The 11,971-nt window shown below is 67.0% G+C and carries 13 protein-coding genes; all 13 read right to left on the bottom strand.

Annotated elements, in window-relative coordinates; translation table 11 throughout:
- Positions 1-234: 234 nt before the first annotated feature.
- Positions 235-1,290, bottom strand: a complete 1,056-nt coding sequence (gene tolA, locus V3B30_RS21675; RefSeq protein WP_262082887.1) for a cell envelope integrity protein TolA — start codon at positions 1,288-1,290, stop codon at positions 235-237.
- A complete protein-coding gene (tolR, locus tag V3B30_RS21670; protein WP_262082888.1) occupies positions 1,280-1,708 on the bottom strand; it encodes a protein TolR in 429 nt (142 codons plus the stop codon). The genes tolA and tolR overlap by 11 nt, the downstream gene beginning before the upstream one ends.
- 24 nt (positions 1,709-1,732) lie before the next feature.
- On the bottom strand, positions 1,733-2,512 hold the full coding sequence (gene tolQ / locus V3B30_RS21665; protein ID WP_006438802.1) for a protein TolQ: 780 nt from the start codon (positions 2,510-2,512) through the stop codon (positions 1,733-1,735).
- A gap of 10 nt (positions 2,513-2,522) precedes the next feature.
- Positions 2,523-2,954: a tol-pal system-associated acyl-CoA thioesterase gene (gene ybgC / locus V3B30_RS21660; protein WP_262082889.1), complete on the bottom strand. Its 432-nt coding sequence runs from the start codon at positions 2,952-2,954 to the stop codon at positions 2,523-2,525.
- On the bottom strand, positions 2,944-3,984 hold the full coding sequence (ruvB, locus tag V3B30_RS21655; protein WP_262082890.1) for a Holliday junction branch migration DNA helicase RuvB: 1,041 nt from the start codon (positions 3,982-3,984) through the stop codon (positions 2,944-2,946). Before ruvB ends, ybgC begins: the two co-directional genes overlap by 11 nt.
- Positions 3,985-4,370: 386 nt before the next feature.
- Entirely contained in the window at positions 4,371-6,221 is a 1,851-nt protein-coding gene (locus V3B30_RS21650; protein ID WP_168356094.1) for a potassium transporter Kup, read from the bottom strand.
- Positions 6,222-6,338: 117 nt separating this feature from the next.
- A complete protein-coding gene (gene ruvA, locus V3B30_RS21645) occupies positions 6,339-6,932 on the bottom strand; it encodes a Holliday junction branch migration protein RuvA (RefSeq protein ID WP_014648163.1) in 594 nt (197 codons plus the stop codon).
- A gap of 13 nt (positions 6,933-6,945) precedes the next feature.
- Positions 6,946-7,467: a crossover junction endodeoxyribonuclease RuvC gene (ruvC, locus tag V3B30_RS21640; protein WP_008268142.1), complete on the bottom strand. Its 522-nt coding sequence runs from the start codon at positions 7,465-7,467 to the stop codon at positions 6,946-6,948.
- A 105-nt stretch (positions 7,468-7,572) separates the two neighbouring features.
- A complete protein-coding gene (locus V3B30_RS21635; protein WP_100473685.1) occupies positions 7,573-8,304 on the bottom strand; it encodes a YebC/PmpR family DNA-binding transcriptional regulator in 732 nt (243 codons plus the stop codon).
- Positions 8,305-8,467: 163 nt separating this feature from the next.
- On the bottom strand, positions 8,468-9,100 hold the full coding sequence (locus tag V3B30_RS21630) for an alpha/beta fold hydrolase (protein WP_100473686.1): 633 nt from the start codon (positions 9,098-9,100) through the stop codon (positions 8,468-8,470).
- Positions 9,101-9,175: 75 nt separating this feature from the next.
- Positions 9,176-9,697, bottom strand: a complete 522-nt coding sequence (locus V3B30_RS21625; protein ID WP_262082891.1) for a GNAT family N-acetyltransferase — start codon at positions 9,695-9,697, stop codon at positions 9,176-9,178.
- Positions 9,698-9,728: 31 nt separating this feature from the next.
- Positions 9,729-10,052, bottom strand: a complete 324-nt coding sequence (locus tag V3B30_RS21620; protein ID WP_262082892.1) for a DNA primase — start codon at positions 10,050-10,052, stop codon at positions 9,729-9,731.
- 16 nt (positions 10,053-10,068) lie between these two features.
- Entirely contained in the window at positions 10,069-11,820 is a 1,752-nt protein-coding gene (aspS, locus tag V3B30_RS21615; RefSeq protein ID WP_100473689.1) for an aspartate--tRNA ligase, read from the bottom strand.
- Between the last annotated feature and the right edge of the window lie 151 nt (positions 11,821-11,971).

Here is an 11,971-nt window from a genome sequence, read left to right as displayed (position 1 = left end):
AACCGCTTCGCAATCATGAACCAAGGGTACGTGAATTCCGGGTCAGTTCCAGCCCGTCCTCTCACGCACCGTTAACGTCGTGGCTAACATCGCACCTGCCTGCCCCGGTCACGCCGCCCTATGGGGCGGTGTTCGACAGCCGCCTACAGCCTGCCCGGCCGAAACCAGGCCTGCCAGAGGCAAGCGCGACATCCGTGGGCGCAGGTGGCCCGAGGCCACCCTGCCCCGCCCGCCTCAGCGATCCTGGGCGGTAAAGGTGAAGTTGAGCGTACGCGCGAACACCGACTCGAACCCGCGGTAGGGCAACGGTTGCGCGTTGAGCACGGCGGCCTCGATCGATCGCCTGCCGGCTTCGTCGTACGGGCAGTTCGGGCTGACCTTGGCCTGCATCACCGTGCCCCCTGGAATCTGGGTGATGGTGATCTGGCAACGCTGGCCCAGCGGCACCGTGTCCGGGCGCACCCACTGCGACAGGACCTTGGCCTGGATCGCGGCCGCGTATTTGGCCGAAAGATCGTCGCTGTTGCCACCGCCACCGGCAGCCGGCTGGGACGCACCGCTGGCACCGGCGGCGGCACTACCGGCGGCATTGCGCGCGGCGGCGACCTGGCGCAGCTTCTGCTCGGCCAGCTTGGCCTCCTTCTCGGCCTGCTCGCGGCGGGCGCGGATCTCGGCGATCTTCTTCTGCTTCTCGGCCTCGGCCTTGTCAGCGGCCACGCGCTCCTGCTCGGCCTGCTTCTTCTTCTCGTCCGCTTCCTGCTGCTTGGCCAGGCGCAGCTTCTGCTCCGCTTCTTCCTGGCGCTTGCGTTCGGTCAGGTCGATCTGCTCCTGGCGGCGCTTGGCTTCCTGTTCCTGCTTGGCCTTCTCCTGCGAGATGGCCAGCGCGCTCACCGCTTCCTGGTCCTTGGTGTCCGGCTGCGCGACACGCTCCTGCGCCTGTTGCTGCTGGGGCGTAGGGGCATCCTGCGGGCGCGGTTCGGGAATCGGCTGCGGCGGCGGAATGGTGTCTTCCGGCACCGGGATCGGCTCGGCGACCGGCGGCGGCAGGTCCTCCAGCTTCTCCGACTGGCGCAGGGCCTGGCGTGCGGCGGAGGCCTCGGACGCCGACAGCGCCAGGCTGGCCTCGACCGACGGGTCGCCGGCGGCAGCATCGGTGTTGCGCTCAGGCGACCAGAACCAGGCCACGATGAACACCAGCGCGACCAGCAGGTGCACCAGCAACGCCAGCGCCAGGGGCAGGCCCCAGCCGGGTTCGCGCTGATGCGGAGGTGGCAGGGCGTCAGCGTGCATCGGTGGCCAGGCCTACCTTGTCTACCTTGGCGCGCTTGATCACATCCATCGCGGCGATGACCTGTTCATAGGCCACGGAGCGGTCGGCGGCGACGATCACGCGCACGCCCTTGTCCTGGGCGGCGATGCCGGCCAGGCGGCCTTCCAGTTCCTCGGCCGACACGGCGGTCGGTTCCTTGGCGTCGGGCAGCTTCAGGCTGAGCTGGCCGTCCTGGCGCACCGAGACGATCACCGGGTCCTGTTTGCTCTCCAGCGCCTTGGCGTTGGACTGCGGCAGGTCCACGTCGAAGCTCAGGGTGAGCAGCGGTGCGGTGACCATGAAGATGATCAGCAGCACCAGCATGACGTCGATATAGGGGACGACGTTGATTTCCGATTTCAGCTTGCGGCGCTTGCGGCGACCGATGGCAGCGGACATGGCTTGGACTCCCGGGTCAGGCGCTTACTCGTCGCCAGCGCTCTGGCGCTGCAGGATGGAGCTGAACTCTTCGGCGAAGGTCTCGAACCGCACCGACATGCGCTCTACGCGGGTGGTGAAGCGGTTGTAGGCCCACACCGCCGGGATCGCCACGAACAGGCCGATGGCGGTGGCGAACAGCGCTTCGGAGATGCCCGGCGCGACGGCGGCGATGCCGGCCTGCGCGCCACTGCTGATCATGTCGTGCATGGTCACCATGATGCCGAACACGGTACCGACCAGGCCCACGTACGGGGCGGTCGAGCCGATGTTGGCCAGCAGCTCCAGGTTGCGCTCGAGCTGGTCCACTTCGCGGGTGTAGGTGGTGCGCATGGCGCGCTGCGCGCCTTCCAGCTGCGCACGGCCATCCAGGCGGCGCTTGTCACGCAGGCGGGTGTACTCGCGGAAACCGGCTTCAAAAATGGCTTCCAGGCCGCCGACATTGCGGCTGCGGTCGGTGGCCGAGCTGTACAGCTTGCCCAGGTCGGCGCCGGACCAGAAGCGGTTCTCGAACTCGTCGGCTTCGCGGGTGGCCTGCTTGAACACGCGGGCCTTGCGGAAAATGATCACCCAGCTGACGAACGAGCCGACCAGCAGCAGCAGCACGATGATCTTCACCGGCAGGCTGGCCTTGGCCATCAGTTCGAGGTAGTTGATGCCGCCGCCGGTGGTGGCCTGGGCAAGGGTCTGTGTCGCGGCGTTGCTGACGTCGGCCGGCAGTGCCTCGGTGACCGTGGCCTGCAGGGCCAGGAGCGTTGCGATCATCCGTTGTTCCTCAGTGTTCGGATTCGGGGTGGAGGTGGGGTTGCAGCACGGCAAGGACGGCCTCGTCCATGCCACGCGGGCGGAAACTGGCCGCTTCCAATGCGGCAATTCGGACCTGGGCCGACAGCAGCAGTTCGCCGTCGCGCAGGATCTGCTGGTCGAAGACCATGCTGGCCTTCTTCAGCTGGACCAGCCGGGCGCTCACCTGCAGGGTGTCATCCAGCCGTGCCGGCCTGATGAAATCCATCTGCATCGAGCGCACCGCGAAGACCATCCCATGCTCGGCGCGCATGCGCTCCTGGCCGTAGCCCAGCGCACGCATCCATTCGGTCCGGGCTCGTTCCATGAAGGCCACGTAGCGGGCGTGGTAGACCACGCCACCTGCGTCGGTATCTTCCCAGTAAATGCGTGTCGGCCAACTGAATTGCGGCTCAACCGACATCGGGAACCTCCGCGAACAGGTCCTGCGGCGGGTTTTTCGGCTTCAGGCCCATGTGCCGGTAGGCCTTGTGGGTGGCCATGCGGCCACGCGCGGTACGCACCAGGAAGCCCTGCTGGATCAGGTACGGCTCGACCACGTCTTCCAGCGTGCCACGTTCTTCTGACAGCGCTGCGGCCAGCGATTCGATGCCGACCGGGCCACCATCGAAGTAGTCCACCAGGGTCTTGAGCAGGCGCCGGTCAAGCTCGTCGAAGCCCTCCGGGTCGACCTTCAGCATTTTCATCGCCGCCTGTGCCACGGCTTCGTCGATATGGCCGCCGGCCTTGACCTGTGCGTAGTCGCGCACGCGGCGCAGCAGGCGGTTGGCGATACGCGGGGTACCGCGCGCGCGGCGCGCGATCTCGCCGGCACCATCGGCAGTGCAGTCGATGCCGAGGATGGTGGCCGAGCGGCGCACGATCCGGGTCAGCTCTTCGACGCTGTAGAACTCCAGGCGCTGGACGATGCCGAAGCGGTCGCGCAGCGGCGCGGTCAGCAGGCCGGCGCGGGTGGTGGCGCCGATCAGGGTGAACGGCGGCAGGTCGATCTTGATCGAGCGGGCCGCGGGGCCTTCGCCGATCATGATGTCGATCTGGAAGTCTTCCATCGCCGGGTACAGCACTTCCTCGACCACCGGCGACAGGCGGTGGATCTCGTCCACGAACAGCACGTCGTGCGGCTGCAGGTTGGTCAGCAGCGCGGCGAGGTCGCCGGCTTTCTCGATCACCGGGCCGGAGGTGACCCGCAGGGCCACGCCCAGTTCATTGGCGATGACGTGGCTGAGGGTGGTCTTGCCCAGGCCCGGCGGCCCGAAGATCAGCACGTGGTCGAGCGCGTCGCCGCGTCCCTTGGCCGCCTGGATGTAGATTTCCATCTGCTCACGCACCGGCACCTGGCCGAGGTAATCGGCCAGGCGCTTGGGGCGGATGCTGGCGTCGGCGGCGTCATCCTCGCGGGTGGCGCCGGCGCCGATGATGCGGTCGTCGGTCATGTGCTGATTATGCGGCAAAAGCGTGAGTTTCGGCCGGGCCGCGCCCGGCACCCGCAGAGGCAACGGCAACATCCAGAGCAACAGCGGAAGCGGGCTTCCTGGGGAATGGCGGGGTGGATCCGGTTGCGGGGACGCCGTAAACCCGTCCATGGGGGGCTCAGCCGCGCCATCCATGGCGCGGATGCCCCGCAACCGGACCCACCCCGCCTTCGACAGTTTTCCGCGTTCTGTCGGAACGGCATTCTGCTCTCGTGGGTGCCGACCGCTGGTCGGCACAGTAGATCCACGCCACGCGTGGATGGAACTGGAGCGCAGAGTGGGCTCAGCTTCTGGCGCGCGGGCCCGCGGTTTGCGCAGCAGATCGTGGGGCGTGGCGCAGGTGGAGATTAGATCTCCACCTGCGCGCCCAGTTCCACCAATCTGTTGCCCGGGATCCGGAAGAACCCGGTCGCCGGAGCGGCATTCCTGTGCATCAGCGCGAACAGCTTGTCACGCCAGATCGGCATGCCACGGTTGGCGGTGGCGACGATGGTCTCGCGGCTGGCGAAGAAGGTGGTGTCCATCGGGTCGAAGTAGATGCCGCCGTGGTCGCACGAACGCATCAGCGCCAGTGGCACGTCCGGGGTCTCCATGAAGCCGAAGCGCACGTAGACGCGATAGAACTCGTCGCCCACCGATTCGATCTTCAGCCGCTGCCCTTCCATCGCATATGGGATCGGCAGGGTTTCCACGTGCAGGAACACGTTGCGCTCGTGCAGCACCTTGTTGTGCTTGAGGTTGTGCATCAGCGCGTGCGGGGCCACGGTCGGGTCGGCGGTGAGGAAGACCGCGGTGCCCGGCACGCGTACCGGCGGCGCCAGCATCAGGCCCGGCAGGAAGGTGTCCAGGCGGATGCCGTCCTTGCGGATCTCATCACGCAGCAGTTCGCGGCCACGGCGCCAGGTGCGCATCATGGTGAACAGGAAGATGCCCAGCACCACCGGGAACCAGGCGCCCTGCAGCAGCTTGGCGCCGTTGGCGATGACGAAGCCGAGGTCGATGATGAAGAACACCACGCACAGCGGCAGGATCCAGTTGCGGGCCTTGGGCCACAGCGAGCGCGCCACCAGGGCCAGCAGCAGGGTGTCGATCAGCATGGTGGCCGACACCGAGATGCCGTAGGCCACGGCCAGGTTCGACGAGCTGCGGAAGGCCAGCACCAGGCCGATCACCATCACCGCGATGCCCCAGTTGATGCCCGGGATGTAGATCTGGCCGATGGTGTCATGCGAGGTGTGCTTGATGCGCATGCGCGGGATATAGCCCAGCTGCATGGCCTGGCGCGAGACCGAGAACGCGCCAGTGATGACCGACTGCGATGCGATCACCGCCGCCATCGTGGCCAGGATGATCATCGGGTACAGCGCCCACGGCGGCACCGCCTCGAAGAACGGGTTCTTCAGCGCCTCGGGGTGGTTGAGCACGAGTGCGCCCTGGCCCAGGTAGTTCAGCACCAGGCACGGCAGCACGAAGAAGTACCAGGCATGGCGGATGGGTTTGGCACCAAAGTGGCCCATGTCGGCATACAGCGCCTCGCCGCCGGTCACCGCCAGCACCACCGCGCCAAGGATGAAGATGCCGTGCCAGCTGTGCTCCATGAAGAAGCGGATCGCCCACCACGGGTTGAAGGCCTTCAGCACTTCCGGCGCGTCGACGATGTTGTAGATGCCGATCGCGGCCAGCGAAATGAACCATACCGAGGTGATCGGGCCGAACGCCTTGCCGATCTTTTCGGTGCCGAAGCGCTGCGCGGCAAATACCATCAGCAGCACCACCACGGTGATCGGCACGATGAAGGCATGCAGGCCCGGCGCGGCCACCTCCAGGCCTTCGACCGCGCCAAGCACGGAGATCGCCGGGGTGATCACGCCGTCACCGAAGAACAGCGAGGCACCGAAGATACCGAGGATGCCCACCACGTAAGCCGAGCGCGACCCGTTGCGCAACGTACGCTGGGTCAGCGCCATCAGCGCCATGATGCCGCCCTCGCCGTCATTGTCGGCGCGCATGATGATGGTCACGTACTTCAGCGTAACCACGATGTTCAGCGCCCAGAATGCCAGCGACAGCACCCCCAGCACGGTGTCGTGGTCGCTGTTGAGCCCGTAGTGCGGCGAGAACGCCTCCTTCAGGGTGTACAGCGGGCTGGTACCGATATCGCCGAAGACCACGCCGATCGCACCGATGATCAGCGCCATGCCTCCGGCTGGAGGAGCGTGACCGTGGCCGCCGGGGGCAGCTGCGTGCGGGGTTTGACTGCTGGACATGGGACTCCTGGCGAAGCTCAGGCGGTTCGTTTAGGGATGGGAAGCAGGTCAGCGCAGCGCCGACTGCAGCGCCTTGCGGATCACGGTGGCCACTTCGTCACCTTCATTGAAGGCATCGCGGGCCATGCGTGCCGCTTCGGCCGGCTTGTAGCCCAGCTGCTGCAGGGCCACGGTGGCATCGGACAGCGGATCGGCCGGCGCCGGACCACTGCCGGTGGGCAGCGCGCCGCCGGCACCGAACTGGGCGGCGCGGTCACGCAGCTCCAGCACCATGCGTTCGGCGGTCTTCTTGCCGATGCCCGGGATGCGGGTCAGCGCGGTGATGTCGCCGGCCTGGACCATGCGCGCGAATTCTTCGACGCTGACCCCGGACAGCACGGCCAGCGCGATCTTCGCGCCGATGCCGCTGACCTTCTGCACGTCGCGGAACAGGCGCCGCTCGCCCTCGCGCAGGAAACCATACAGCGAGACGCTGTCTTCCTTCTGCGAATAGTGGGTATACAGGGTGACCTCGCGGCCGAGTTCGGGCAGGTCGTAGAAGGTGCTCATCGGCGCCTCCAGTTCATAGCCCACACCGTTCACGTCCACCACCAGCCACGGCGGCGCCTTGTAGGCGACGATGCCGCGCAATCGACCGATCATTGCGTGCAGCTCCTCATTTGCGGCCCCACGCCTGGCGGGCACTGAGCCCCAGGCGGTTGGCCGTTGCCCTTACGTGGGCATGGGTGATCGCCACCGCCAACGCGTCGGCCGCGTCGGCCTGCAGCTTGGTTTTCAGGTTGAGCATGAGCCCGACCATGTGTTGAACCTGTTGCTTTTCGGCGCCACCGCGCCCGACCACCGCGAGCTTGATCTCGCTGGCGGCGTATTCGTGCACCGGCAGGTCGCGCAGCACCACGGCCGAGATCGCCGCGCCGCGGGCCTGGCCCAGCTTCAGCGCCGAATCGGGATTGCGGGCCATGAACACCTTTTCGATGGCCACTTCATTGGGCTGGTACTCCCGGCACAGGTCGGCCAGGCCCAGCACCAGCAGCTTCATGCGCTGCGGGAAGTCATCGGCGCCCAGCAGCACCAGCGGCTGGTGATGCACGTGGCTGACGCGCCCGGCGGCATCGACATCGATGATGCCGACCCCGGTCCGCTGCGAACCAGGGTCGATGCCGAGGATGCGGGTCACGCTGCGCCCCTGGCAGGGCGGAACGGGAGGCACTGGCAGGCGTATGGGCTCATGGCTGTCCGCGGTGACCGTTCAACGGCCCGCGCCCAGGCCGTCGAAGACGGCTCAGGCGTAGGCGTCGGCGCCAAGTTCGGCGTTGGAATACACGTCCTGCACGTCGTCCAGGTCTTCGAGCATGTCCAGCAGCTTCTTGACCTGCAGGGCGACCTCGCCCTCGACCTTGATGTCGTTGTCCGCGCGGAAGGTGATCTCGGCATGGTCGGCGACATGGCCGACGGCGGCCATCGCATCCTTCACCGCGTTGAACGCGTCAGGGCTGGTGACCACGTCGATCGAGCCGTCGTCCGGGTAGACCACGATGTCATCGGCGCCGGCCTCGATGGCCGCTTCGGTGATGGCTTCCTCGTCGGCCCCCGGGGCGAAGCTGAGCACGCCCAGGCGCTTGAACATGAAGGCCACCGAGCCCTCGGTGCCCATGTTGCCGCCGCACTTGCTGAACGCATGGCGGACATCGGCCACGGTGCGCACGCGGTTGTCGGTCAGGCAGTCGACGATCACGGCCACGCCACCCGGGGCGTAGCCCTCGTAGCGGATTTCCTCGTAGTCGACGCCTTCCAGTTCACCGGTGGCCTTCTTGATGGCGCGCTCGATCACGTCCTTGGACATGTTGACGGCCAGGCCCTTGTCCATGGCCACGCGCAGGCGCGGGTTGTTGTTGGGGTCGCCTCCACCGCCGCGCGCGGCAACGCCGATCTCGCGGATGATCTTGGTGAAAATCTTGCCGCGCTTCGCGTCGGACGCGTTCTTGCGGGCTTCGATGGAGGGGCCTCTACCCATGGGTGCTACCGTCTGGCTGCTTCAGGATCAAGGCGCGGATTCTACCTGATCGGGCGCTGCAACCGTGTCTAGGGCGGAGGGATGCCGCCGGGTCATGCCCGGCGGAGAGCGTGCGAACCAACGGTTCGCACCCACCGAGGCAGGCCGGTTCGCACCCACTCAATCATGCGGCGGCGGCGTCGCGGCTGTGGTCGAACTGGCCGTGGCGCAGGAAATGCGCGGTCTGCCGCGCGGCATCGGGCGACACCACCAGGCCACTGTGGCTGGTGCGGACCACGCAATGGTCGGCCAGGCCCGGCAGGCGGGTCTCGGCCAGCGCCACGGTACCGTCGGAGGCATCGTCGATCGCCCCCAGCAGGCTGCCCAGCCCGTGCGGCACCGAACCCGCGATCAGGCCGACCTCGGCCCTGCCCTCCCAGTCCGGCAGGCCATCGAGGAGCAGGTCGCTGCTGCGGCCCAGCGCCAGGCCCCAGCCGTGCTCGGACAACGAGCGCGCGGTGCCGCTGCCGCGCAGCGGCGAACCCAGGCAGACCACGCGCTGCACCGGCAACTGCGGATTGCGACGCAGCGCTTCCAGCGCCAGCAAGCCGCCCAGGCTGTGGCCGACCAGCGACAACGGTCCGGCATCGGCCAGCCGCTCCAGCAGCTGCGGCACGGCCACGTCGGGGCCACCGAACACCGAGGAATAGCCGAACGCATGCACCTGGAAACCGCGCGCGCGCAGGCGCCAGGCCAGCGGCCCGACCCAGGCACGGGCATTCCAGATGCCATGCAGCAGCAATACGGGGGGAGTCATGCAAACAGCCTGGCGGTCAGCGGGGCAGGAACGTGAGGTGATTGAACACGCGCGCGCAGCAAGCGGCGGTGAACGTCAGGCCGAGCGCGGTGCGCGGCGCAGGATGAATTCGAGATCGTTTGTGCCGCCCACCGGGAACAGGCACTCGCCGGCCTTCTCGAATCCGTAGCGGGCGTAGAAGCGCTGTGCGCCGAAGTTCTCCGACCACACGCCCAGCCACAACGTGCGCGGGCCTTCGTGCTCCAGCCAGGCCAGCGCGGTTTCCAGCAGGCGGCTGCCCCAGCCGCAGCTCTGCTGCGTCTTGATCAGGTACAGGCGCTTGAGTTCGCCGTCACCGGGCTTCACGTCCGGGTGCGGCAGGCCACAGGGGCCGGCGGCGGCATGGCCGACCGCCTCCCCGTCCAGCTCCAACAGCCACACCGCGTAATCGGGGTGGGCCAGGATCACGCGCTGGCGCTCGACCGTGTAGGCCTCCTCGAGGAAGGCCTGCAGGTCCTGCGGCGGGTACAGATGGCCGAAGGTTTCGGTGAACGTGCGGGCAGCCAGCGCCGACAGGGTCGGCGCGTCGTCCACGGTGGCGCGGCGGATCGAATACATGCAGGAAGTTGACGTCAGGGCGAAGCGCGGGTCAAGCCTTTTCAGGCGATTCCGCTTCTTCCTCGTCCTCGTCCTCTTCCTCGTATTCCTCTTCGTCCTCGTCCTCTTCTTCCTCGCCTTCCTCGTCCTCGTCGTACTCTTCCTCTTCGTCGTCCTCGTAATCCTCGACGCCGAAGTCTTCACCGTCCCAACGGCCTTCACCGTCGGCGACGAAGGTCAGGGCCATCGCCGCCGGGTTGGTACCGACGCGGACCAGCCACCCCCCGAACACGCGTGCACGCTCGGTGACCAGGTTGGCCTCGGAGCTTTCATTGCCCAGCTTTTCCCACTCCAGCGAAAACGCAAACTCGGTCATTGCCTGGATCTCCTGATCAGTTGGTCTTGGGGCGAACCTGGATGTGCACTTCGGCCAGCTGCGCGTCGACGATCGGCGACGGCGCGTCGGTCATCAGATCCTGCGCACCGGTGGTCTTCGGGAACGGGATGACGTCGCGGATCGACTCGGTGCCGGCCATCAGCGCGGCGATGCGGTCGATGCCGAAGGCGATGCCGCCGTGCGGCGGCGCGCCGTAGTTCAGCGCGTCGAGCAGGAAGCCGAACTTGGCGCGGGCCTCTTCGGCACCGATGCCGAGCAGCTCGAATACCGCGCTCTGCATGTCCGGACGATGGATACGGATGGAACCACCGCCGATTTCATTGCCGTTGAGCACCATGTCGTAGCCGCGCGAGACGGCGGTACGGGCGTTGGCGCGCAGGTCGGCGATGTCGTCCACAGCTGGTGCAGTGAAGGGATGATGCAGGGCGACGAAGCGCTGTTCTTCCTCGTCCCACTCGAACATCGGGAAGTCGGTGACCCACAGCGGGGCCCAGCCGTCGGCGACCAGCCCGAAGTCCTTGCCGGCCTTCAGGCGCAGGGCGCCCATGAAGTCGGAGACCTTGTTGTAGCCACCGGCGCCGAAGAACACGATGTCGCCGTTGCCGGCACCGACATGAGCCACCAGCGCAGCGAAGGATTCCTCGCTGAAGAACTTCTGGATCGGCGAGCTGACTTCGCCGTTGTCGGCGATCTTGATGTAGGCCAGGCCCTTGGCACCGTACTTGGCGGCATGCGCGGCGTACTCGTCGATCTGCTTGCGGCTCAGCGACGCACCGCCCGGGATGCGCAGCGCGGCGACGCGGCCTTCGGCATCGTTGGCCGGGCCGGTGAACACCGCGAACTCACTGTCCTTGACCAGCTCAGCCACGTCGACCAGTTCCAGCGCGATGCGCAGGTCGGGCTTGTCCGAACCGTAGCGACGCATCGCCTCGGCCCAGGTCATGCGCGGGAAGCTGGCATCCAGCTGGACATCGACCACTTCCTTGAAGATGGCGCGGATCATGTCTTCGACGAAGTCCTGCACATCGCGTTCGCGGACGAAGGCGAACTCCATGTCCAGCTGGGTGAATTCCAGCTGGCGGTCGGCACGCAGGGCTTCGTCGCGGAAGCAGCGCGCGATCTGGTAGTAGCGATCGAAGCCGGCCACCATCAGGATCTGCTTGAACAGCTGCGGGCTCTGCGGCAGGGCATAGAACTCGCCCGGATGCATGCGCGCCGGCACCAGGAAGTCGCGCGCGCCTTCCGGAGTGGCCTTGGTCAGGATCGGGGTTTCGATGTCCTGGAAGCCCTTCTCGTCCAGGTGGCGGCGCAGAGCCTGCACCAGCTTGATGCGGGTGCGCTGCATGCGCTGCATTTCCGGGCGGCGCAGGTCCAGGTAGCGGTACTTCAGGCGGGTTTCCTCGCCCGGGTTCTCGTGGGCGTGGAACGGCAGCGGCGCGGCCTTGTTCAGCACGGTGATGGCGGTGGCGATCACTTCCACCTTGCCCGTGCGCATCTTGTCGTTGACCGCGTGGCGGGCGCGCACGACGCCTTCCACCTGCAGCACGTCCTCGTAACCCAGCGACGCGGCCACGGCGAACACTTCGGCGTTGTCGACCTCCACGGTCACCTGCACGATGCCTTCATGATCGCGGAGATCGATGAAGCAGACGCCGCCCTGGTTACGGGCCACGTCGGTCCAGCCGGCGAGGGTGACAGTCTGGCCAATCAGGGTCTCGTCGACCAGGCCGCAGAAGTGGGTACGCATGGGGGGAAAGCTCCGCTGGAGAACGCCGGCACCGGATGGGGGCCGGAAAGCCTCGTATTCTGCGGCCGAGGCCCCGGCCGGGGCAAATCCGGCCAGTCACACCGGCTTGATCGCCCCCTTCCCTATAGTCAGGCACCTGCCACCGTATGGG

Source organism: Stenotrophomonas sp. SMYL41 (genome assembly GCF_036319965.1).
Classification (GTDB): Bacteria; Pseudomonadota; Gammaproteobacteria; order Xanthomonadales; family Xanthomonadaceae; genus Stenotrophomonas; species Stenotrophomonas maltophilia_R.
This window is presented reverse-complemented; position numbering and strand designations above follow the sequence as displayed.

Bases quoted from the DNA above. Each gene is read 5' to 3' on its own strand.
- tolA (WP_262082887.1), bottom strand. From the start codon at position 1,290: ATGCACGCTGACGCCCTGCCACCTCCGCATCAGCGCGAACCCGGCTGG.
- V3B30_RS21630 (WP_100473686.1), bottom strand. From the start codon at position 9,100: ATGACTCCCCCCGTATTGCTGCTGCATGGCATCTGGAATGCCCGTGCC.
- ruvA (WP_014648163.1), bottom strand. From the start codon at position 6,932: ATGATCGGTCGATTGCGCGGCATCGTCGCCTACAAGGCGCCGCCGTGG.
- ruvB (WP_262082890.1), bottom strand. From the start codon at position 3,984: ATGACCGACGACCGCATCATCGGCGCCGGCGCCACCCGCGAGGATGAC.
- tolQ (WP_006438802.1), bottom strand. From the start codon at position 2,512: ATGATCGCAACGCTCCTGGCCCTGCAGGCCACGGTCACCGAGGCACTG.
- aspS (WP_100473689.1), bottom strand. From the start codon at position 11,820: ATGCGTACCCACTTCTGCGGCCTGGTCGACGAGACCCTGATTGGCCAG.
- V3B30_RS21620 (WP_262082892.1), bottom strand. From the start codon at position 10,052: ATGACCGAGTTTGCGTTTTCGCTGGAGTGGGAAAAGCTGGGCAATGAA.
- V3B30_RS21625 (WP_262082891.1), bottom strand. From the start codon at position 9,697: ATGTATTCGATCCGCCGCGCCACCGTGGACGACGCGCCGACCCTGTCG.
- V3B30_RS21650 (WP_168356094.1), bottom strand. From the start codon at position 6,221: ATGGCGCTGATCATCGGTGCGATCGGCGTGGTCTTCGGCGATATCGGT.
- V3B30_RS21635 (WP_100473685.1), bottom strand. From the start codon at position 8,304: ATGGGTAGAGGCCCCTCCATCGAAGCCCGCAAGAACGCGTCCGACGCG.
- ybgC (WP_262082889.1), bottom strand. From the start codon at position 2,954: ATGTCGGTTGAGCCGCAATTCAGTTGGCCGACACGCATTTACTGGGAA.
- tolR (WP_262082888.1), bottom strand. From the start codon at position 1,708: ATGTCCGCTGCCATCGGTCGCCGCAAGCGCCGCAAGCTGAAATCGGAA.